At 53.9% G+C, this 22709-nt stretch carries 21 protein-coding genes; 7 read left to right on the top strand and 14 right to left on the bottom strand.

Features of this window, described 5'->3' with window-relative positions:
* Nucleotides 1-76: 76 nt before the first annotated feature.
* Complete coding sequence (gene uxaC / locus HMPREF9412_RS16110) at nucleotides 77-1480, bottom strand: glucuronate isomerase (protein WP_009592694.1); 1404 nt, start codon at nucleotides 1478-1480, stop codon at nucleotides 77-79.
* A gap of 87 nt (nucleotides 1481-1567) precedes the next feature.
* Between uxaC and HMPREF9412_RS16115 the strand changes: the two genes are divergently transcribed.
* The 3 genes from HMPREF9412_RS16115 (at nucleotide 1568) to HMPREF9412_RS16125 (ending at nucleotide 4394) form a co-directional block, all read left to right on the top strand.
* Nucleotides 1568-2245: a GntR family transcriptional regulator gene (locus tag HMPREF9412_RS16115; protein ID WP_009592701.1), complete on the top strand. Its 678-nt coding sequence runs from the start codon at nucleotides 1568-1570 to the stop codon at nucleotides 2243-2245.
* A gap of 119 nt (nucleotides 2246-2364) precedes the next feature.
* Nucleotides 2365-3462, top strand: coding sequence for a mannonate dehydratase (gene uxuA, locus HMPREF9412_RS16120; RefSeq protein ID WP_009592696.1), 1098 nt, complete (start codon nucleotides 2365-2367; stop codon nucleotides 3460-3462).
* The gene (locus HMPREF9412_RS16125; protein ID WP_009592699.1) at nucleotides 3459-4394 is read left to right on the top strand and encodes an SDR family oxidoreductase; all 936 of its coding nucleotides are present in this window, start codon (nucleotides 3459-3461) and stop codon (nucleotides 4392-4394) included. The genes uxuA and HMPREF9412_RS16125 overlap by 4 nt, the downstream gene beginning before the upstream one ends.
* Nucleotides 4395-4577: 183 nt before the next feature.
* Here HMPREF9412_RS16125 and HMPREF9412_RS16130 read toward each other — a convergent pair whose 3' ends face one another.
* The 6 genes from HMPREF9412_RS16130 to HMPREF9412_RS16155 all read right to left on the bottom strand — a co-directional run bounded on the left by HMPREF9412_RS16130 (nucleotide 4578) and on the right by HMPREF9412_RS16155 (nucleotide 11615).
* Nucleotides 4578-5450 (bottom strand): RNA polymerase sigma-70 factor, encoded by an 873-nt coding sequence (locus HMPREF9412_RS16130; protein WP_036672475.1) that lies wholly within the window; start codon nucleotides 5448-5450, stop codon nucleotides 4578-4580.
* Nucleotides 5428-6726 carry a phytoene desaturase family protein gene (locus HMPREF9412_RS16135; RefSeq protein ID WP_009592698.1) on the bottom strand — a complete coding sequence of 433 codons (1299 nt, stop codon included), beginning with the start codon at nucleotides 6724-6726 and terminating at the stop codon, nucleotides 5428-5430. Before HMPREF9412_RS16135 ends, HMPREF9412_RS16130 begins: the two co-directional genes overlap by 23 nt.
* Before the next feature lie 198 nt (nucleotides 6727-6924).
* Nucleotides 6925-8241, bottom strand: a complete 1317-nt coding sequence (locus HMPREF9412_RS16140; RefSeq protein WP_009592690.1) for a 6-phospho-beta-glucosidase — start codon at nucleotides 8239-8241, stop codon at nucleotides 6925-6927.
* Nucleotides 8242-8315: 74 nt separating this feature from the next.
* Entirely contained in the window at nucleotides 8316-9299 is a 984-nt protein-coding gene (locus tag HMPREF9412_RS16145) for an N-acetylglucosamine kinase (RefSeq protein ID WP_009592708.1), read from the bottom strand.
* Between the two features lie 109 nt (nucleotides 9300-9408).
* The gene (locus HMPREF9412_RS16150) at nucleotides 9409-10305 is read right to left on the bottom strand and encodes an AraC family transcriptional regulator (RefSeq protein ID WP_009592714.1); all 897 of its coding nucleotides are present in this window, start codon (nucleotides 10303-10305) and stop codon (nucleotides 9409-9411) included.
* Nucleotides 10306-10538: 233 nt separating this feature from the next.
* Nucleotides 10539-11615, bottom strand: a complete 1077-nt coding sequence (locus tag HMPREF9412_RS16155) for a branched-chain amino acid aminotransferase (protein WP_009592682.1) — start codon at nucleotides 11613-11615, stop codon at nucleotides 10539-10541.
* Nucleotides 11616-11738: 123 nt separating this feature from the next.
* Between HMPREF9412_RS16155 and HMPREF9412_RS16160 the strand changes: the two genes are divergently transcribed.
* On the top strand, nucleotides 11739-12629 hold the full coding sequence (locus HMPREF9412_RS16160) for a LysR family transcriptional regulator (protein WP_009592712.1): 891 nt from the start codon (nucleotides 11739-11741) through the stop codon (nucleotides 12627-12629).
* A gap of 60 nt (nucleotides 12630-12689) precedes the next feature.
* Here HMPREF9412_RS16160 and HMPREF9412_RS16165 read toward each other — a convergent pair whose 3' ends face one another.
* The 6 genes from HMPREF9412_RS16165 to rlmN form a co-directional block, all read right to left on the bottom strand.
* On the bottom strand, nucleotides 12690-13508 hold the full coding sequence (locus tag HMPREF9412_RS16165; protein ID WP_009592685.1) for a GNAT family N-acetyltransferase: 819 nt from the start codon (nucleotides 13506-13508) through the stop codon (nucleotides 12690-12692).
* Between the two features lie 453 nt (nucleotides 13509-13961).
* A complete protein-coding gene (locus HMPREF9412_RS16170) occupies nucleotides 13962-14498 on the bottom strand; it encodes a GNAT family N-acetyltransferase (RefSeq protein ID WP_009592697.1) in 537 nt (178 codons plus the stop codon).
* A 292-nt stretch (nucleotides 14499-14790) separates the two neighbouring features.
* Nucleotides 14791-15732 (bottom strand): macrolide 2'-phosphotransferase MphI, encoded by a 942-nt coding sequence (mphI, locus tag HMPREF9412_RS16175; RefSeq protein ID WP_009592687.1) that lies wholly within the window; start codon nucleotides 15730-15732, stop codon nucleotides 14791-14793.
* Between the two features lie 506 nt (nucleotides 15733-16238).
* Entirely contained in the window at nucleotides 16239-16532 is a 294-nt protein-coding gene (locus tag HMPREF9412_RS16180; protein WP_009592692.1) for a DUF6509 family protein, read from the bottom strand.
* A gap of 131 nt (nucleotides 16533-16663) precedes the next feature.
* A complete protein-coding gene (locus HMPREF9412_RS16185; RefSeq protein ID WP_009592717.1) occupies nucleotides 16664-17134 on the bottom strand; it encodes a hypothetical protein in 471 nt (156 codons plus the stop codon).
* A gap of 148 nt (nucleotides 17135-17282) precedes the next feature.
* A complete protein-coding gene (gene rlmN, locus HMPREF9412_RS16190) occupies nucleotides 17283-18344 on the bottom strand; it encodes a 23S rRNA (adenine(2503)-C(2))-methyltransferase RlmN (protein ID WP_009592691.1) in 1062 nt (353 codons plus the stop codon).
* A gap of 315 nt (nucleotides 18345-18659) precedes the next feature.
* On the opposite strand from rlmN, the gene HMPREF9412_RS16195 reads away from it, so the two are divergent.
* Together HMPREF9412_RS16195 and HMPREF9412_RS16200 are read left to right on the top strand one after the other, a co-directional pair.
* The gene (locus HMPREF9412_RS16195; protein WP_009592710.1) at nucleotides 18660-20141 is read left to right on the top strand and encodes an FAD-dependent oxidoreductase; all 1482 of its coding nucleotides are present in this window, start codon (nucleotides 18660-18662) and stop codon (nucleotides 20139-20141) included.
* 59 nt (nucleotides 20142-20200) lie between these two features.
* Entirely contained in the window at nucleotides 20201-20806 is a 606-nt protein-coding gene (locus HMPREF9412_RS16200; protein WP_009592706.1) for a TetR/AcrR family transcriptional regulator, read from the top strand.
* A gap of 90 nt (nucleotides 20807-20896) precedes the next feature.
* Here the strand turns inward: HMPREF9412_RS16200 and HMPREF9412_RS16205 are convergent, their stop codons facing one another.
* Nucleotides 20897-21856 carry a metallophosphoesterase family protein gene (locus tag HMPREF9412_RS16205; RefSeq protein ID WP_009592713.1) on the bottom strand — a complete coding sequence of 320 codons (960 nt, stop codon included), beginning with the start codon at nucleotides 21854-21856 and terminating at the stop codon, nucleotides 20897-20899.
* A gap of 191 nt (nucleotides 21857-22047) precedes the next feature.
* Here HMPREF9412_RS16205 and HMPREF9412_RS16210 point away from each other — a divergent pair.
* On the top strand, nucleotides 22048-22709 hold a 662-nt coding region (locus HMPREF9412_RS16210), incomplete at its 3' end, for a DeoR/GlpR family DNA-binding transcription regulator (protein ID WP_009592683.1).

Here is a 22709-nt window from a genome sequence, read left to right on the forward strand (position 1 = left end):
GTAACAGATATTCTATCTGTTCATCAGGAAACGCTTTCATATAGTAAATCTATTGTTCCTGCTCTGCACGCAATTGTCAATGAATTTGAAAATAACGCTCGGCATTGTGGTAGCAAATATCCTGGATGATGGCACCGATATATTCATAATCCGCGGGCAGTTCCCCTTCCTTGATCCAATCGCCGAACAGGCGGCACAGCACTCTCCGGAAATATTCATGCCGCGGGAACGACATAAAGCTCCTGGAATCGGTCAGCATGCCGACAAAGGTGCTGATCAGCCCCATGGAAGACAGCGCGGTGAGCTGCTTCAGCATCCCTTCCTTCTGATCGTGGAACCACCAAGCGGAACCGAGCTGAAGCTTGCCCTCGACGCCGGCCGACTGGAAATTCCCGATCGTGGTAGCGATCATTTCGTAATGCGAGGAATACAGGCTGTACACAATGGTTTTCGGCAGCTGATCGTTCCTGTCGAGCCTGCTCAGGAATCCGTTCAGGCTTTCCGCCAGATGGAAATCGAGAATCGAGTCATACCCGCTGTCCTTGCCGATCTTCGCGAACATCCGCGCATTATTGTTCCGAATCGCCCCAATGTGCAGCTGCATGGTCCAGCCCTTGGCATGATACATTTCCCCCAGCTTGAGCAGGGTATGGGTGCGGTATTTCCGTTCCTCGAGCGGGGTTAGGCTGCCTCCGTCGATGGCTTTGCCGTAAATATCCGCAACTTCTTTAACGTCGGCCTGTTCATAAGGAAAAACGCCAAAGCCGTGATCCGACAGGCGGCAGCCATGGTCATGGAAATATTGAATCCGCTCCTGCAGGGCATCCAGCAATCCCTGATAGGTGTCCACGTCTATACCTGCGGTGGTTCCCAACGTCCGTACATAGGAGGAGAAGTCCGCGTTCATGATATCCAGCACCCGATCCGGCCGGAATGCGGGGGCCACGACGGTGGATAATTCCCCCTGATCCCGAATGGCCCGGTGAAACTCCAGCGAATCGACGGGATCATCCGTCGTGCAGGCCACGTTGACCTTGAATTTCTCCAGAATTCCGCCTGCCCGCAAGACAGGGGCCTTCAGCTGCTCATTGCAAGCGTCCCAGATCTCCTTGGCATTCTCTGCGGTCAACCGCTCTTGAATCCCGAAATAGCGGGTCAACTCCAGATGGGTCCAGTGATAAAGCGGATTGCCGACCAATCGCGGAACGCATTCCGCCCAGGCCATGAACTTCGCTTCAGGACTGGCGCTGCCTGTAATCAGCTCTTCGTCGACGCCAAGCCAGCGCATCGCCCTCCATTTGTAATGGTCCCCCTCCAGCCATAGCTCCGTCAGGTTATCGAACTGCCGGTTGATGGCAATATCCTTCGGGTTTAGATGGTTGTGGTAATCGAATATCGGCATCCCTTCCGCATAATCATAAAAAAGTTTCTTCGCGCTGTTGCTGTTCAGCAGCAGATTTTCCGTGTCCAAACGGCTCATATGATTCCCCTCCGATTCTTATTTCGATTTTCAGTTCCATACTACCATACAAGTATGGTAGTATGGAATACATTAGGAGGTGATGCAGTGGTAGAATCTTTGCGATTACAGCCAGGATCGGCCGGACATATCGTGTACTCCCGGCTGAAGCAGCAGATTGTCAGTCTCGAGCTGCCCCCGGGAACGGCTCTGTCCGAGAAGGAGGTTTCCCTTTCCTTCGAGGTCAGCCGGACGCCGGTGCGGGAAAGCTTCGTCCGATTGGCCCAGGAGGACCTTGTGGTTGTGCTTCCTCAGCGCGGCACGCGCGTCTCGCTCATCGATTCGGAGCTGGTCGAGGAAGCGCGCTTCATGCGCGAGCAGCTGGAGAAAGCCGTCGTCCGGCTTGCCTGCGAAAGCTTCCCCGAGGAGAAATTCGCCGAGCTGGAGCGAAATCTGTCCGAGCAGCGCGAGAGCATCGAGAAGCATGACGGCAAGCACATGTTTGAGCTGGATGAGGCCTTCCACCGTATTCTGTTCGAAGGCTGCCGCAAGGTCGGCACATGGAACGTGCTGCAGCAGATGAACGCTCATCTGAACCGGAGCCGGATGTTATGGCTGTCTGCCGATCCGAATTGGACTAACCTTTACGAGCAGCATCGGGAGATCGCGGACGCGATTTCGCGTCATGACGCCGATCACGCCGAACGGGAAATGCAGCAGCATCTCAGCCTGATTATCTCCAATCTGGCCGTGCTGAAAGAGAAGCATCCCGATTATTTTAAATAAGCCGTTACCCGCGAAAGACCCTTACTCGTCACGGCTTCCATCTTGGCGTTACACTCGTAACTGCAAAATTCCCAGCAGCTTTGCGTTAACTCCTTAAACTTGTAAAGGGCGGTGAAGAAATGCGCATGGTATTCAGATGGTTCGGCGAGGGCAACGATACGGTCTCGCTGGATCAGATTAGACAAATCCCCGGCGTGGAGGGCATCGTATGGGCACTTCACGATATTCCCGTCGGCGAGGAATGGCCGATGGAGCGAATTGAGGAAATTGCGGACCAAGCCAAAGCGTACGGGCTTCATATTGACGTCGTGGAAAGCGTGAATGTGCACGAGGACATCAAACTCGGCCTTCCTTCCCGGGATCAGTACATAGCCAACTATATCCGGACGATTGAGAAATTGGGCCAGGTTGGCGTCAAAGTCATCTGCTACAATTTCATGCCGGTGTTCGATTGGGCTAGAACCGATCTTCATAAACAGACCCCTGATGGTTCGACGGCCCTCTTCTTCGAGAAGGCCAAAATCCACGGCATCGATCCGATGGAGCTGGTTCAGACGATCAACCGGAACAGCGCGCTCACCATGCCGGGTTGGGAGCCGGAGCGTTTGGCGCATCTGACCTCCCTGTTCGAAGCGTACCGCGGCGTTACCGAGGAGGACCTGTGGCGCAATCTCGAATATTTCTTAAGCGCCGTCATTCCGGCTGCCGAGAAGAACGGCATCCGAATGGCCATTCACCCGGATGATCCGCCTTGGCCGATCTTCGGCCTGCCGCGGGTCATCACCAGCCAGGAAAATCTCCGGAGATTCCTGCAGCTCTACGATAGCCCGGCGAACAGCCTGACCTTATGCAGCGGCTCGCTTGGCGCCAATCCGGACAATGACATCGTCTCCATGATCCATGAGTTCCACGACCGGATTCCGTTCGCGCATATCCGGAACGTACGCGTTTACGAGAACGGCGATTTCATCGAAACGTCCCATCGTACCGAGGACGGTACCGTCGATATTTCCGGCATTGTGCAGGCCTATCATGACAACGGTTTCACCGGATACGTAAGGCCCGATCACGGGCGGCATATCTGGGGCGAGCAGTGCCGTCCGGGTTACGGCCTGTATGACCGCGCCTTGGGCATTATGTATCTCTGGGGGCTGTGGGACGCTTACAGCCGGGAGCGCGCAGGAAGTTCAGGTGAGCTGAAGGAGGCCGTACAATGAGTGAGGCAAATATCCATGCATCGGGTTCATCCGAACCCGGATCAAGCGGAGCTTCTGTTGAATCCGCACCGCAAGTGACGCCATCCCTTCCCATTCATCCGTCATTAAACGGGAAGACGGTTGTCATTACGGGCGGCTCCGGCGTATTGTGCCGGGCGATGGCTCTTGAGCTGGGGCGGCAAGGTGCCCAGGTGGCCGTCTTGAATCGTACGGCCGAGAAAGGGCAGCAGGTGGCCGATGAAATTACGGCTGCCGGCGGTACGGCGATTGCCGTTCCCTGCGATGTAACGGATGTGGACAGCGTCCGGCAAGCGGAAAAAGCTGTGCGCGAGTCTTTCGGACCCTGCGATATCCTGATTAACGGAGCCGGCGGCAACCGGAAAGACGCGAATACAACCAACGAGATTTTCCGTCCGGAAGATGTAGGGCAGCCCGATGTGACAACCTTCTTCGGGTTAAGCGTGCCGGGCTTCCGCAGCGTGTTCGATTTGAACTTCATCGGCACGCTGATACCGACGCAAATCTTCGCGGAAGGGATGCTGGGGCGTCCCGGGGCCGTCGTGCTGAATGTCTCGTCCATGAGCGCACCCAGCCCAATGACCAAGGTGCCGGCTTACAGCGCAGCCAAGGCGGCCATCAACAATTTCACGCAGTGGCTGTCCGTTCATCTCGCGGAATCGGGCATTCGCGTGAACGCGATCGCGCCGGGCTTCTTCCTGACCGAGCAGAACCGCAATCTGCTGACTCATAGCGACGGTTCATTAACCGAGCGCTCTCATAAAATCATCTCCCATACCCCCATGAGACGGTTCGGCGTGCCGGAGGACCTCCTGGGCACCCTGCTCTGGCTCGTGGACGATCAGACCTCCGGCTTCGTCACGGGAACGGTGATTCCCGTGGACGGCGGCTTCATGGCATATTCAGGCGTATAACGGATTACTTTGCTGCAGAACAGCAGCCTGCCGGCCATAAGCTTGACTGGCTGGACCACGATGAGTAAGCAGATGAAATGCTGGAGTGACTCCGCGAGGAGTATCTCCTGAAAATTCCTTGGCATTAGACAGCAGCAGGGCCGACTAAGATCCCATGATCTTAAATCAGCCCTGCTTTTTGTATCACGGCAGCTGTATATGTCTGAGTTTATCCGGATTCGCCACGGTATACATCGTTTCGATCCGATTGTTTTTAAAAGCAAAAGAATAAATAAATTGGACACCGTGATCCAACCGGATCCGTATTCCCGGCAGACCATTGACGGTAAGATAAGAGTACACATATTGTCCTTCATACATTTTAAGCAGGTTCAGATGCAATTGGATCACTTTATGGACTCCAACCACAGGTATTTGTGCCGCTCTGACTTTACCGCCGCCGTCCGAGTAGAGCACGACATTTTCGCTTAACAGCTCCAGCAGCTTATTCGTGTTCCCCTGTAAAAGGGAATCCACAAAATCCTTGATCTGCGCCTCCGCCACCGAGATCGAGGGTCTCTGATCAGGATCAAAATGAATGCTGCCTTTAGCACGGCGGAAGATTTGACGGCAATTCGCACTGCTTTTCCCCAGGATTTCAGCAATTTCGTCATAGGAATAATGGAAAATCTCGCGGAGAAGAAAAACGGCTCTTTCCACCGCGTTAAGCTGCTGAAGGAGCAGCAGGTATGCTGTAGAAATGGACTCTTGCTGCTCTACGATAAGAGAAGGGTCCGTCTCTGACTCCATATTCTCGATCAGGGGTTCCGGCAGCCAGGGACCGACGTACAGCTCGCGCTTTTTGGCAGAAGAGCGCAGCAAATCCAAGCAGCGATTCGTTACGATTTTGTACAGAAACGCTCTCTCATTGCGAATGTCCTCCGGGTGGGGCAATTGGTTATAGCTGATGAAGGCCTCTTGGACGATATCTTCCGCATCCATCACACTTCCCAGCATCCGGTAAGCTAACGAGAAAAGAGCGGATCGATAGCTTTTATACAATGACTCTGTGCTCATTCGGGGTCCTTTCCTCACTTTCAAGCGAGAGTATATGCTGTACGGCCCGCTTGGCGCTTGCCGTTGCAGCATCAACCAAGAGTTCGCCATGCGCTGCCCATTCTCCCGCTACATATAACCCGATGATTTCAGGGACGGCTGGACCCGGGTTCTCCTGGCGTTTCACATGCATAAAATCGTGGCAAACCGTGATGCTAGGAAGGTATTGTTTCGCAACGAGCTCGTCGCGCCAACCCGGCTGAACCAAATCCAAGGTTCCTTCTAATTCCTGCAAATCCCTTCTTGCGTCCTTCTCCTTGCCCTGATACTTAATCAAGGTTATGACTTGTGCGCCATCTTCACTCAGGTAAGCCGCTCGGGATTGATTCGAGAGAAAGACGGTTTGATCGAGGCCGTACACAAACTGCTGCTTCGGCTCCGGAAGACGACGCAGGGCTACATCCAAGCAAGCCGCCGTCACTTCCACCGCCTGCTCCTTCCACGTATGCAGAGCGGTTTCTTCTGCATGGGGCACCAGTTCGTGGGCGACAGCTGGAGGCGTGGTAAGAATAATATGATTGGCTTCTATCTTCATGCCATCGCCGCAAAGGACGTGCCGTACCTTTCCCTCGTAATGATCAACCGAAATGACTTTATTCTTCGTTACGATTTGAACTCCGTGCTCCAGAGCCTTTTGTTTTAATTCATCGACCATGGCCCCCCAGCCCCGATCCAGATACAATACCCCCTTCAGCGCGTGCTTAAGCTGCTGCAGTACGGGACCGGCCGCCTGCAGGTCAGGAGCTACCACATAACTCGCCGTACGCAATAGCGAATAGAATAAATTTCGTACCATGGGATCCTGCACGTTGCCTTCAATCCATTCGCGCACACTCATCTTGTCGTACAACTGCGTATCCAGTTTACCTAATTTCGCAAGCCAAGCACCGAGCTCCATTTTGCCCCTCCAGGATAATAGAGGGGTGGTGAATAGAGATTTCACGCCCATGGGTAACGGACTTAGTTTCCCTTTCCAAATTCCGTACCCGTCAACAGAAGGTTGACCCCCCGGCAATTGGAGCCCTAATTCGCGAAAGGTTGAAAGAGCATCTCCATGATATAAGGCATGCCCGCCCAGATTGAAGTAGGCTCCCTTCTTCTTATGGGTCATGGCCCGCCCCCCCAAACGTTCCTGCTTTTCAACGAGTATTGTTTGCTTCCCGGCTCTCGCCGCATAGATTGCTGCTGTTAAACCCGCTACGCCTCCACCTATAACGGCAACGTCATATTGTAGCATCCATCATCATCCCTTTCTCGTTTTATACGGGTATGACGGGCGAGGGCATCGAGATGTGACAGGAATGAATCCAATCCGGACATTCATATCATTCATTGATTTGGTTTCGGAACTCCTATGAATAAAACCCCTCTTCAATTACGAAGAGGGGTTTGCAAGGTTGTTATATCATAACCGCACGTTTGATTTCATTCCGCCTTACACCACGGCCTCCGGCTTAAAAAAAGCCGGCAAGTACTTTTTGTTCGCCTCCAGCATTTCATCGAGCAGCTGCTTCGCTACGGTTACGGACGGCACCAGCGGATGGTGAACCAGCGCCTGCAGCGCAATGCCGCGATCACCCGTAATGGCGGCTTCGATCGTCAATTGTTCGTACACTTTCACCGCATGCATCAGTCCCTTCACATGGGAAGGAACCTTTTGCGGCGCCAGCGGTATGGGCCCTTGACCCGTAACCACGCAATTGATCTCGATGCTGGCGTCCGCAGGCAGGAAATCGTAGATATTGCCGTTGGAAACGTTCAGCGTCTGAATATCATGACGGTCATTATAAATGGACGTCATCAGGTTGACGGCCGCTTCGGAGTAATAAGCGCCGCCGCGCTGCTCCAGCTGCTTCGGCTTCATGGCCAAATTCTCGTCCTTGTAGAGCTCGAACAGCTCCTCCTCTACCCGGCTGACCACGTCCGCCCGGGTTCCGTCCTTCTCCAGCGAGGCCTTCATGTCCGCGAACATCGTATCGGTCATGTAGAAATATTTAAGATAATACGTCGGAATCGCCCCAAGCGAACGGATAAAATCCGCGTCCCAGCCGAAGGTCGGCACGTTCTTCGCCGTATACGATTTTCCGCCGTCCAGCAACTCCGGCATTTTCTCATCACCGTTGACGATCGCCGACGTCACCCAATGGAGATGGTTGATCCCGACAAACTCGGCCAGAACGTCCCTCTCCGACACGCCGTACTCCGCCGCCAGGAACTTCTGAAAGTTAATCGGGGAGTTGCACAGACCGACGGATTTGACCTTGCTGTGCTTCGCAACCGCCTCGGTGACGATGCCTGCCGGATTCGTGAAGTTCAGCATCCACGCATTCGGTGCCAGCTCTTCGATGTCGCGGCAAATGTCCAGAATCACCGGAACCGTGCGCAGCGCCTTCAGCATGCCTCCCGGCCCCGTCGTCTCCTGGCCGATGACGCCGTGTTTAATCGGAATATGCTCATCCTGCTTGCGAGCCGCCAGCAAACCAACGCGCATCTGGGTCGTCACGAAATCGGCACCCGCAATCGCCTGCCTCCGATCCAGCGTCAGATGAACCTCGATCGGCAGACCCGATTCCTTGACCATGCGTTTAGCCAAATTGCCCACGATCTCCAGCTTATGCTTGCCCTCTTCAATATCAACGAACCATAGTTCGCGAATCGGCATTTGCTCATAATTGCGAATGAAACCTTCTACAATTTCCGGGGTATAGGAGGAACCTCCCCCGATGACCGCTATCTTCAATCCTGCTGCCACGTTAATCGCCTCCAAGGTATGATATCAATTCGTTTCGATCCGGATCTATTACGCTCTATTACAACGATCTGCTGTCAGGCTGTGGTTACCTGCTCAAACGTAAATGCTTTCAGTTTGGCCTCCGTCTCAACATCAACGGCATGACCGTCGGCATCCATCGCGCACAGCAACGCGCCGGAAACCGGATCGGATGTCAGCCTTACGCAGGATGCATGGGGTGCACGGACCGCAACGATACGTTCGACTGCATCCGTCAGGATCGAGCTGTTCGGCCTGTTCAGCACGCTGCCGATATAAACGATGTCGAAGGCTTCGTCCTCCATGTCCAGCCGCCGGATCAGCGTGCATACCGCATTGGCCAGCTCTTCGCCTTCGTTCTCGAGGATCCAGGTTGCCACCTCGTCGCCCGCTTCAGCCGCTTGAAACAGCGTCTTCACCAAACTTGGCGGAACCTTCATCCTGCCGTAGAGAACATCCTCGTACATCGGTTCGACGGACGTATATCCCATCTGCTCCAGAACGAGCGACGTCAACAAGGTTGCCGGTCCCCGCTCATCCCAGGCTCGAATAACCGCCCGGAAGGCCAGCGTCGCAAACCCTGATCCGCCCGCATATCCATCTCCGTACAAGAAACCGAAGCCGCCATACTGCAGTTCTTCCCCCGCACGGTTACGGGCGGCGCTGTTGAATCCCGTACCGCAGATCAATGCGGCGCCATACGGACGGCTCGTTCCTGCCCTCATCCCGATGATCGTATCGCATGCGATAGCATGTCTCGGATATCCAAGTGCCCCGATCATCGGGCGCAGGATCTCGTAATCGGCTTCCCGATCGGCTCCGGCCAGGCCGAAATAGGCATAACTGATATCTTCCTTGGCAGCTCCAGCCTCTTGAAGCGCCCGGTTGCAGGCCTCCTCAATGTTACGGGCCGCATGCTCACGGTGAATCTGGTGATTGCCGTTGCCGGACGCTCCCTTGCCAAGGATATTCCCTTGTTCATCGCAGATGACGGCATGCGTTTTGCTGCCGCCGGCATCCACACCCAGATACAAACTCATGGACTTCACTCCTACCCGCCCAACGGGGGCGTCATGTGGTGGTATATGTTTAAGATACCGCTTCCACAGGTTGCCATCTACTGTTATACGATCAAGGAGTGATACTATCTTACTGTTTCTTGGAACTCGTGGCGGAGGGGATCATGGGACTGCCTGCATAAGCGCGCTCCCGGATCTCGCTTGGCGAAGCCCCGACATGTTGCTTGAACAGACGATTGAAATTGGACAGGTTCCGGAACCCGCAGGTTTCCGCGATCTCGATAATCTTCTGGTCCGTCGTCTCCAGCAGGTGCACGGCATGGGTCAAGCGCAGCTGGATCAGATAATGATGCGGTGAGGTTCCGACGGCCTGCTGGAACAGGGCGCTGAACCGGGAAGGGCTCAGATGCGTTAAATCCGACAGCTCCTGCAGCGTCCAGCCGTAGTCCAGATGAAGCTCCATCGTGCGCAGGACTTCTTTTAATGCGTGCATCCCCCTGCCCTTGATCGGCCTGTGCTCCTTAGCCGGAGACGACAGATGGCGGTTCGCCAAACTCAGGAAACGAATGAGATCCGAACGGATCAGGCTCATATAAGAGGTCCCCCGGGCTTCATATTCCTCCATCATGCGCCGAAGCAGCCGGGCCAGTTCATCGTGCACGGGAGATTGCCTGTCTACGTTTCCGAGCGAGCGGAAGGGAGCCATCAGGTCCGGGTCGAACTTGAGATCGATGGACAGCAGGGAAGGCTCGAACATAATGACGTCCATGACCAGGTTATCGGTCTCATACGCGCGATGCAGATCATTGCTGTTGATGAATATGATATCCCCCTGCCGAAACGGGAGCTTCATCCCGTTGATCAGAATAAAACCGGTTCCGCCCTGAATATAGTTAAGCTCCAATGCATGATGCCAATGCAGGCGCTGGGCTCCGGCGAATATGCCGTGCGTGGTCGACGCGGTAAACGGAAAGGCAGCGTTCGTAAAATCTATGGCGTCCGGAACGACGCTTTGCGGACGATTCACTTCAATTGCACCTCCATGCCTCGTAAATCAACGTGTCAACGATGTACTCACATCGTAACATGAGCGCCTCTCTTAAGAAAAACATGGATCGACGTTTACGCTCAGAGGATACACCGCAAGTTGCGAGGGTCTTTCTTGGCGAGATAGAAGATAAACCACGGAAGCCTTATTCTTGCCTGTAGAAAAAAAAGGACCCGCCCCCAGTATGCCTGGGGCGGGTCCTTACAGGTGCATTAAGATAACGGAAGCTCAACCGTCCAGCCGAACGGATCCTCAACGTTTCCGAGCTGGATGCCCGTGATGGCATCATAAACGCGTTTGGATAGCTCGCCGGTCGCTCCCTCGCCAATCACCAATTGCTCCTCCTGCCATTCCAGTGAACCGATCGGCGATATCACCGCTGCGGTGCCGGTGCCAAATGCCTCGGTCAACAAGCCGCTGCGGTGAGCCTCCACGATTTCGTCGATGGAAAGGGCCCGCTCTTCCACGGGGATGTTCCAATGCTGCAGCAGCTGAATGACGGAGTTCCGGGTAACCCCATCCAGGATGCTTCCGTTCAGCGCCGGCGTTATCACCTTATCGCCGATCTTGAAGAACACGTTCATGCTGCCGACTTCCTCGATATATTTGCGGTGCACGCCATCGAGCCACAGCACCTGCGAATATCCCTTGAGGGTGGCTTCATCCTGCGCCTTCAAACCTGCCGCATAGTTGCCGGCCGTCTTGGCATTGCCCACGCCCCCGGCAACGGCACGCACGTATTTCGGCTCCACGTAGATGCTGACTGGATTGATGCCTTCCGCATAATACGAACCGACGACCGACAGGATGATCATGAACTTGTATTGCAGCGACGGCGCTACGCCGAGCACGGGCTCGGTTGCGATGACAAACGGACGGATATAGAGCGATGTGCCCGGCTCGGAAGGAATCCAGTCCCGATCCACAAGCACGAGCTGCTTGAGCGCTTCCATCACAAGCCCTTCATCCAATGTCGGAATGCTCAGGCGCTGGTTGGACAGGTTCAGCCGCTGAATATTTTTGTTCGGGCGGAACATGAGGATCCGCTGATCTTCCGTCAGGTAAGCCTTCAAGCCTTCGAATACGGTCTGGCCGTAGTGAAATACTTTGGCGGCAGGGTCAAGTTCGATCGGCTGGTACGGGACGACGCGCGGGTCGTGCCAGCCTTTGCTGGCGTCATAGTCCAGAATAAACATATGATCCGTAAATACCGTGCCGAAAGCCTGTTTATGATGGCTCGGCTTCTCCTTCGGGGTGGTCGTTAATTCCACGGATATCGCGTAAGTCATGTGCACACATCTCCTTATTTTGCAAACGTTATTAGTTGAATCATATCAATCGATGCCCTATATTAAAAATATCTGATTTATAGGGATACCATACCTTTAAGGTATGGAGAGGGGGTATGAAAAATGGACATTCGGCAGCTGCGATATTTCCTGACGATCGCCCAGGAAGGACAGATCACGCGTGCGGCTAAACAGCTTAACATGGAGCAGCCTCCATTAAGCCGTCAGCTGAAGCTGATGGAGGAAGAACTCGGCGTGCTGCTGTTTGAACGCAGCGGCAAGCAGCTTCAGCTCACCCACGCAGGCGAGCTGCTGCAGAACAGGGCCGCCTCCCTGCTGAACCAATTCAATGAAACGCTGACCGAGGTGAAAGAGATCCACGCGGGAGTCCGCGGCATGCTCTCCATCGGTGCCGTCGTCTCCTGCATTTCGCTCCTGCCTCAGCGCATCCATATCTTCCGGCAGCAATATCCCGAGGTCACCTTCAAGATTCGGGAAGGCGACCACTCCCTGCTGGCCGATCAGCTCGACAAGCGCAATATCGAGCTCGCCGTGACCCGGCTTCCGTTCGAATCCAGCTTCGGGCCCGAGCGTTATGCCGTTCAGCCCCTGCCCTCCGACCCGTTCGTCGCGGTCATTCCAAGCAGCTGGGAGAACATTGCCTCCCATTCGGAAATCTCGATGCGCGAGCTGGCGGAGTATCCGTTCCTGTCCTTAAAAACCGATCAGACGATCGGGATGCATGAGCGGGTCATTCAAGAATTCAAACGCGGCGAACTTGAACCGCGCGTCATATGCGAATGCTCCAGCGTTGCCATTATCGTCGCTTTGGTAGCCGAAGGCATTGGCGCCACCATTTTGCCCGAGTCGGTCATGTCCTCCTTCGCGATTCCCAACATCCGGACGCTGTCCATTACAAGCGCTGATTTCCAATCGGACGTGGGCATTGTTTGGCTCAGGGATCATGTCCTGTCCAATCGGGCCCGGCATTTTCTAGCTACCTTTATAGAATAACACTTGTTGAGGCCCCTCGTCTTCCCCAGCTTTGTCCAAGCGTGCCGCATCGGGGCTTTGTTATCCATTGTGGACAAACTTGAGGTCGCTAATCGTCCCGCATCGGGTAAACCCGACATGTTGATACAGCCGGTTGGAGTCCGGGTTGGCCTGGTCGGCGTACAGCATGGGAACCAATCCCTCCTGCAGCAGGATAGATCCAAGGTCTGCAACCAATGCGCTGGCATACCCTTTTTTTCGTTCCTCCCTCGGCGTGTACACCGCGTTGATGCGGCCGTGCCTTGGCGACCGGTGCGCAATGTTGGCCATCGATACCGTTTTGCCGCCGGCCGTCCATACATATAATCCGCCATCCCGGATGAGCCGCTGCGCTGCCTCGACCTGGCTTGCCGCATTCGCTCGGACTCCATAAGCATCCTCCGAGAATCCGACCAGAAACCGGGCCACCTGCTGCGTATCTTCCTTAGCGGCCCTTCTGATCTTCCCCTCGACGCCATAAGGGCTCTTCACGGCAGGGGCATGGTAAGCCTCCATCGTCATCTGATGACGATAGGCTCCATGGCGCTCCTCTGCGTAGCAGCTGGCGAACTGCCCGGCCACGCCCGGTTCTCCCGTCACGCCCGGCAGGGCTGCTTCCCCCAGCTCGCTGACCAGTTCTCGTAGCAGAGCCTGCCGTCGATCCATGGTAACGTCCCGGGATATCCATAACCAGGCGTTCCCGCGGGGCGACTGCGCATAGATCATGCGTCCGTCCGGCGATTTCAGGCCTATACGCTGCGGCGACCCGGCAATGAGATGGATCAGGTTGTACGATACCTCATCCCGAATAAATTCTTCCCGGCACAGCGCCTCGTCCTGTGGCATCAGCTTCGTTAACATGATTCATCCCTCTCTCTTCCCATAATCTTTCTCTGCCAGACCCAAGCGGTGGACCGATCGCACGGACCTGCCGCCTTTTTGGCGTCTCCAGCAGCCCAGAGAACACAAAAAAGCCCCGTCCCCTGTAGGGACGGAGCCTTGTCTCCGCGTTACCACCCTGATTCGTGCCGGCTAGCCGAGCACGCACTCTTGTCATCATCCATCAATGATGCCCCATGGTAACGGCTGGGTAAACCCGGATACGCCTCAACATAAACGATCGGCGGATCTGCTCCGAGGTGATGGCCATTCATCGCCGCTGACTGCTTCGCACCGCCCAGCAGTTCTCTGATTCAGCATCCTTTGCGATCTTGGCGTCCTCATCCTAGCATTTTTCGAAAAATTTAACTCCGTTTATCCCGGCAGTATTCAGCTGTCAAGCCCTGTTCCAAATAGGATGCTAAAGTCCTCGTCTTATTTGTTATTAAAACGGAAGACCAGCATATCCCCCTTCTCCGGATGGACGCCATCATGTTCCGTATACCGTCCGCCCGTGTACGTGTTTAACGTTTTGCGCCAAAAAATCTGGGTGCTCATATTGCGCTCGGTCGGATTCGTCTGAAGCTCCCATGCGCCTTGGAAATGATCGAACACAAGCTCAGCCGCTCGTTGGGCTACACCTTGTCTTCGAAAAGTCCGAAGCACAAAAAAATCATTCAAATAGTACTGGATATTCGGCGATGGAATGTATGGCGTCGTTGCCACCAGGGCCAATCCCGCCGCTATGCCATCCACGGTGATCAGATAAGGAAAAAGAACCGATGGCTGCTCCCACCATACATCGAGCTGTTTGCTCTGTTCGCTTAAGGTCGGCACTTCCTCTTTTTCAAAAACACCGAACCGGTTAGGACGGACCCCCCATATCTCAGCAATGTCATGCAAGTACAGCGGATATATGTTATGCAGAATAAATGACTGTTCCTTCGGGCATAAACGTACCTCAATATTCACGGTCAATCCCTCCTTAATGAATGATGTATGTAAGTTTAGTATGTCTAGGATAACATATTTACTCTTCCAAGAGGTTTACAGGTATGTAAATTGCGTTACGAAATGGAGTAAAATACGTTAAACCTACTTCTTATTTCACCACGATTTCATTATATGTCCTACGGCTCATCCAAAATTATGTTGAATTCTGTTATTTATATCATGCAAAGAGCCAACCGAATGTATGCGTCGGTTGGCTCTTTAATTTCTGCGGAATCAGGGTGCATCGGGCACCTCGCCTATGCCCGCCCTCTTAATTCGAACCAGCTTGCTCCGTCAAGCCCAGCGCATTCCGCGCCATCGTCATATATTCTTCCTGACCCGCGAGGAGCGCGAACTGGGCGATCAGCACGGGATAAGCCGCATGCTGCTCGACAATATGGTCGAACATGCGCGGCCATACCACTCCTCCCGCTTGTTCATACCGTTCCAACAGGACACGAAGATTATCCTCGCCGTATATGGCATAGTACAGCACGAAATCTTTGGCGGGACTGGCTACCTCCGACTCCGTCCAATCCAGCAGCCCGGTAACCCGCACGCGCTCATCAATCAGGATATGCGGCGGATGAAGATCTCCGTGGATCAGCGCGGAATGCGTTGGCCAGTAGGAGTCGTCTCCCAGCCACTTCTGCCACCTCTCCCAGAGCGTTTCGGAAACGCCTAGGCGGCCCTTGATGTCGTCCATGTTTCGGGCAGTCTCCTCGCGAACTTCTTGGGGGCTTTTTACCCGCAGGCCTGCGGCTCGGGCTGCATCGTGGTCGATTCCATGCAGGGCGACCAGAGCCTCAGCCAGGGAGTGAACGAACGGCTCACCCGGATTCTCGGCATCCATATTAAAAGCATAACCTTCCATACTGACGGAAGCGGCAGGCTGCCCGCCGAGCAGCGGATAGGCGATGAGCTCCGGCGTATATATGCGCCAATCCGGCACGTCGACCGGCAGATGGGACTGGATCAGCTTCAGGACCCGCGCCTCATTATCCGCCCTGTCCAGCACATCCGTTCTTCTCGGCTTACGCAGGATCCACCTTGCCCCGGTCTTGGCCTCCTCCGCAAATCCAACGAGAAAGTCCATCCCGGATTCATTCATCTCAATGCCTTCGGAATTCAAATTCACCCCGTGCTTACCGGCTATCTCCAGCATCTCTTGGATCACTTGCGTATAATCGTCATTGGGCTTAGCTATTGTCATAAGGAATCCATCCCTTCCATATTTCATTGATATCGTAATAGGCCGTCATCACAACAAAAAAAGCACAGGCAACGAGCTGCCTGTGCTGGGTAACCGAAACGGGACCTTACCGTCCACCGTTCCTGGAAATGCCTACTCGAATACACGTTCAAATACGGGAAGGTGAGCATACCTCTTATCCCGCACATGAAAAAACATGCATTCCTATAGACATATCATAAAAATGGGTTACGTAAAAAAGACGGACCCATCCCGATTACCCTGCAACTGTGCAGGTCTCTTTAGCGCTATTTCATTAGCCGCGAAAAGATCTCAATCGGGAATAATCCAACATACGTAACCCTCCGTTCATCCTAAGTTGTGTATAACTTTACCAAAACCACGAAATCTTTGCAAGACCTTCTTGAGCAGTTTGCTGCTTTTTAAGGTGACGCATAACACGCAAGTTTCACACGGGATGAGCAATGAAGCCCTCAACGGCGCTTTTCTATCCGCATCATCTTGCCTTAGGCTTCTTCCTGCAAATGCTCCCTGCAAAAAGCCGTGAGTTCTTCCTCTTCCTCGGGCTCCATATCAAAATCCAGATACTGATCCGTTGTGCGCTCATAGAAATCGTATTTGACGATACGCGAAGCGTCCTCATCATCCAGGTAGATCACTCGCAGGTAGACGCCATGCTCCGAATAGAGCTCGTCATCCTCCGGCACGTCCAAATCGCATACAAACTCAAAGCGCTTGCCGGTCAGGATACCAAACGGGTCCTTCACCAGCTCGACGCTGTATTCTTTGATCGTTAACATATTCCCACCCTTTCTATCACTCTGCTTATTATACACAAGCGGGCGCCCGCCAAAAAAGAAAAGAACGCATTAAGAAAAATGACCCTCACAGGGGTCATTTTGCTGATCGGGCTATAAACGACTGATGCCGATCATTTATCATCCTCTTGACCGGTCCGTTCCTTCCCCTTCGCGGTTGCGGCGAACGATCGGGTCATCGTCTTGATCAGCTCCGCTTTGCGGTAACGCAAGGCGGACCAATCCTCGTCGATGGCGATCTGCCGAACGGGCTCGTAGCCTTCGTCGGCAAGGATGCCCGTAACGCTCTCCCGGCTGCAATCGGAGTTCTTGTACGTCTTGGACGTCTTCTTGGGGTAACACAGCCAGAGCAGGCCGTTGTCCGCCACGGAGCCGGCAGCAATCTCGGCCAGCCGCCGCAATTCTTCATTGCTTGTCCCAAAGGCCTGCACGAAGTCGTAAGGTGCTTGCACAGGCTCCGTATGAACATCTCCCTGCAGGGAGATGATGACCTCTTGATAGGCCTGCGGTGCGTTAAGCATCAGCACCGGCTGGCCGAGGTCCTTGTACTGCAGCTTTTTGATGATTGGATGGATCTCCGGCATTTCTGCTCATTCCTCTCGCAATGGATTCATACAGGCCACCTACCGGCCCCAATTTAAGAAGAGCATACCCATACGAATGGATACGCCCTTACTACTCGGCAACTTATGGTGCGTTGGTAATGCCTCCAACGATGCCGTTGTCTGCTTGTTACTGAGCTTTCTTGATCTGCTTGCTGCGCAGCTGCCCGCAGGCTGCGTCGATGTCCGTGCCATGCTCCAGCCGCACGCTGCAGCTGATGCCCTGTTTCTTTAAGGTATCGTAAAACCCGGTGATCGATTCTTTGGTGCTGCGCTGGTACTGGCTGTGCTCATCCACCGGGTTGTACGGAATGAGGTTCACGTTCGCCAGATTGCGGCGCTCGCCCACGAGCTCGGCCAGCTCGAGCGCATGCTCCCGCTGATCGTTCACATCCTTCAGCAGGATGTACTCCAGCGTGATGCGGCGATTTGTTTTTTCCAAATAGTAATCAATCGCGGCCATCAGCTTCTCGATCGGAATCGCTTTGTTGATCTTCATGATGCGGGTCCGGATCTCGTCGTTCGGCGCATGCAGGGAAATCGCGAGGTTCACGCCCAGATCGCTGTCCGCGAACTCGACGATTTTGTTAGCCAGCCCGCTGGTCGATACCGTAATATGACGAGGGCCAATCGCAAGCCCTTTATGATCCTTGATCACGCGGATGAAATCCGACATGTTCTCATAATTGTCAAACGGCTCCCCGATCCCCATCACGACGAGATGGCTGACCCGTTCGCTGCTGCCTCTCCGATCCAAGTGAAGCTGAACCTGCATGACCTGCTCCACGATTTCCGCTGCGGACAAATCCCGGCTCTTCTTCAGCAACCCGCTGGCGCAGAAGCTGCAGCCGATATTGCACCCGACCTGTGTGGTCACGCACACCGACAATCCGAATTTATGCCGCATCAATACGGTCTCGATCAGGTTGCCGTCCACCAGCTTGAACAGAAACTTAACCGTGCCGTCCAGAGACTCCTGCTTGGTATGCTCCTCCAAGGTCAGGATCGTATAATGTTCCTCGAGCAGCTGCAGACATTCCGGATGCACATCCGTCATATCGGAAAAAGACGTAACCCGCTTCCGATACAGCCATTCCCACACCTGCGTTGCCCGAAATTTCTTATGTCCACGCTCGCCTAGCCAAGCCGTCAACTGATCTAATGTTAATCCATAAATGGATGGTTTGTTCATTGATTGGTCCTCTTTCTATTCATAGTCCACTCCTTATTGTCCCAAAATTCCGAGGGGAACACAAGGGGAGTTATAGGCAATTCACGCTTCTTTTACACAAAACGGGATTGACATATCCATGAAATCCCTCTATCTTATAATTGACTGATTGAATCAATCATAATTTAGAGAAACGAAAAGAGCTACAACTTCTCGCTAATTCTTCGGCGGCTCACTCCCGATCAGTCCGTCACCTTCGTCCAAGTCAGAAAATCAGATGGTATTTTTTTCGTTTATTATTGACTGACTAAATCAATCTACATTGGAGGTAATCAAATGAATTCCAAAGGAAAAGCGCTGATTCTTGGTGGAGGCATAGCCGGACTATTCACCGCCAACGTGTTATCGAGGCATTATGAGGAGGTGGTCATCGCCGATCGGGATGAATTTCCCGCAGGTCCTGAGAATCGAGCCGGGACGCCGCAGGCTTATCATCCCCACCGTTTTCTTGAACGCGGCAAAATGATCGTTGAACGCTGGTTCCCCGGCATAACCGAGGAACTGCTTCAGCAGGGTGCTCACCCCCGAGCGCAAAAGTCCGTTAAAATGACCAACCGTTTCGGCACGCTGGAACTGCCTGATGAGCCCAATGCGGGATGCAGCCGATCCCTGCTGGAGTGGACCCTTCGCAGCAGAGTGGCTACGCTGCCAAACGTTACTCTCTTACCGAAACTGACAGCGCAACAATTGCTGTTTGACGCCGGCAAGAAGGCCGTTACCGGCGTTGTGTTCCGGGACAGAAGCGCTAAAGAGACGGCGCTCCTTCATATGAATGCGGATATCGTCGTGGATACAAGCGGTCGCGGGTCCAAGCTGGCTGATTGGCTGCAGGACCTCGGTTATGCGATACCGGAGGCTGAACGGCTGCACATCTCTCTTGGCTACAGCACGCGGCATTATAAGGTGCCTAAGGAAATCCATGCGGCGTGGAGCACCATTGTGAACGAAGGAGACCCCGCCCTCGGCATCGGCACGGCCGTCTTCAATCCGATCGAGAATCAGCTTGCGGAAATCGTGCTGTATCGAGCGGGAGGGGCATCTTATCCGACAACCGAAAGCGATCTGTACAATCAGGAAGCCCAAGATCTATTCGGACCCGCCATCGGAAACTTGCTTGAGCAGTTGGAGCCTGTCTCGAGTCCGCGGGGCTACCGGATCGAAGAGTGCGTGAGACAGCACTTCGAGGAGATGGAGGACTGGCCCTCCGGTCTTCTAGTGCTTGGCGATGCCTTCTGCAGCTTCGATCCGATATTCGGCCAAGGCATGACGGTGGCGGCCATCCAGGCAGATACGCTGGACCGCTGCTTGCAGTCTAAGCAGGAAGGAGTCCAGCTTGAACAGGGATTCGAGCGTTCGGCACTTCAGGAGATTCAATCCGCCATAGAACCTGCATGGTGGCTTAGTGCAGCAGCTGATCTAAGATGGGCAGGCGTGAAATACGAAGGACGCTTGTCCGCCCAAGGGTTTTCTTTTGCCCAGAGGCTGTTCGACATATGCCAGGAACTGGCTTACAGCCATCACGACATGGCCGTATTTGAGCAGTACATGATGGTCACCGGCCTGCTCGCTTCGCCTAATGATCTGTTTAATGCTAAAAGCATCGCCGCCATCGTGAATGCGGATTGTTCCGGACAGGGTAACGCTTGGCTCCATCAAGTGCTGGAAGAGGCCGGTGTGCCGCTGGAGGAGCTATTGGAACAGATCATCCCCGCTTTCAATACGGAATTCCTGCCCTTAACCATGGGATTGCCCGAATAATCCAAATGCGTTATTGTGGATATCAGCAAGAGAATACCATGGTGAGGGATTGACAAGAAATGGCCCCGTTAAATGAAGAACAACTGCATCAAATACGCGACGAACGAAAAGAACAAATCATGCGAGCAGCCATCAAAGTATTCTCAAAAAGAGGTATTTTCGGAACCAAAATGAGCATGATCGCCGCCGAAGCCGGAGTCAGTCACGGCCTGCTTTATCATTACTTCAAATCCAAAGACGAGTTGTTCATTACGCTCGTACAGTGGTCAATGGATGAGGCACGGCACGCGCTCTCCGACATCTATGACGTGCCCGGTACCCCTCTTGAGAAAATTACATTGCTGACCTCCATGATTCTTCAAGAGGACGATAATTCGCACTTCATGCTGATTCAGCAAGCACGCACCTCGGATGGCGTGCCGGAAGAGGCCAAACAGATAATCGAGAGCTATTCCATCCATGCCTTCGTGGATCAGCTCATGCCGCTGTTCGAAGCCGGACAGCAGGCAGGAGAGATCGCGGCTGGCGATCTGAGAGAACTGGCGGCCTGTTATTTATCCGTGCTGTCGGGATTAATGACGCTGAAGTCCCAGGAGGATCCGAGCTATGCGCCTCCCAGAGCGGAGCTGCTGCTGCGCATGCTTACGAACGGACAGGGAAAATAACGCAAACAGACACACCTCTCATGAAATGGTCGGGTTCATAACCGCCATGTTCATAAGAGGTGTGTTTGTTACTGCTATGCGTGTTGTGTATCAGTCAGACGTCCCGGGTTCATGCTTCTCCTGCTCCCGGATCTGCGAGCCGTCGCTCAGCGTGATCCAAGTGTCGAACTGCCGCTCTCCTTCATGCAGGCGAATGACCCTTGCCCCCCGGAGCATGCCTTCACGGCCATATGTGCCATACCCGGTCGCTCTGCCGTAGCAGAGGCGGATGCCGTGCAGTTCACCCCAATAATCATTGATGTGATCATGTCCTGCGAACGTTCCCATCACATCCCCTCGCTCGAGCATCGCCGCGAACAGCCCGGTATTCACCTCCGGACAACACACCCTCTCAAACTTGCTGCCATAACACGTCTTCCGCTCCCACACCTCGCGATACTCCGGCAGCGGGATATGAAAAAAAGCCAATGACGGCAGCGGGTTCCCCTGATGCTTGACGCTGTATGCCCGGGACGCCATTTCATACCACCGGATCTGGTCGCGCCGGATCCAATCGTACCCCGGAACGGCAGGGTGTTCGGACTCTCTCCCTGAGTCGAAGAAGTACAAAACGGCCGCCGTCTCTTCTCCGTTGCTGCCGTATAAAGGCAGCGTATAATTTCCTACGCCATGAATATCCGGCGAGCCGTGCTCTGCGCAGTTATAAGCGTGCTGCATGGCGACATCCATCAGCTCTTCGCGCGTGATCTCGCCCTCCGTATCGTGATTCCCGAATACGAAGGCCCAGCGGATTCCGCGGGACTCCACCGCAGACACGGCATCCTTGAAGGCCTGCCCCGGATCCTGGCACTTTCTATAACCGGTGTCGGCTTCGCCGGAATAAATAAGATCGCCCGTAAACACCACCAGATCGGGCTGCTCCAGGTCGAGCACCGTCTCCATGCAGCGCCGGCTCATCAGATCCTCCGGCTCCCCATTCTTCCAATGAATATCTGTAAACTGCACGATCTTGAAGGTATGATCGTCTCCGAATCGAAGAATCGGCTTCATCGCACATTGCCTCCTTTACTTGGACATGCGGTTTTCATGTTGGTTGTTGTGGTTTTATGTGTATATTAGAGGAGGAAATGCCCAGAAGTCAATGATATTTGTTGACATCGTCAATTATCCATCCTAATATAAGATCGAATCCACAACTTCGGTCATCATCAGTCATATATCACATGGAGGCGAATGCATTTATGTCCGTAACCTATGAGGAGCGCAGAGGGAAGATTTTGAATCAATTAGAGCTTGAAGGCAAGGTGAAGGTCCACGCCTTGGCAGAACAGCTGGAGGTATCCGCCGAAACGATCCGGAGGGATTTGGACCGGTTAGAGAAAGAAGGCCAGCTGCGCAAGGTTTACGGCGGCGCCGTCAAATCGCGTTCCGGGCATATCGAGCCGTCCTTTACCAGTCGTTCCCAGACATGCGCGGAAGAAAAAGCCGCGATCGGCAAACTCGCCGCCTCCCTTGTCAAGGATGGCGAAACCGTTCTGCTTGATAACGGGACGACCACGATTGAGGTCATGCGCTATCTTAAGGACCGGCCTCATGTCACGGTCATCACCCATTCGCTGCCTATATTGAACCTCGCGATGGAGATGTTTCAGGGGAGGATTATTTTTATCGGCGGAGATATGGACCGGAACAAGCAAGCGTCAACCGGTCCTCTTACCGAAATGCTGCTGGAGCAGTTCAAGGTAAATAAAGCGTTTATCTCGGTTGGCGGGATCTCGTTAACCGATGGCATTACCGATTATGATCTGGACGAAGCCTACATCTCGCGAAAAATGCTTGCGCGTGCGGAGGAAGGCATCGTTCTCGCGGACCATACGAAGCTTGGGGTAACCACGTTCTCGAA

Source organism: Paenibacillus sp. HGF5 (assembly GCF_000204455.1).
Taxonomy (GTDB): domain Bacteria; phylum Bacillota; class Bacilli; order Paenibacillales; family Paenibacillaceae; genus Paenibacillus_AQ; species Paenibacillus_AQ lautus_A.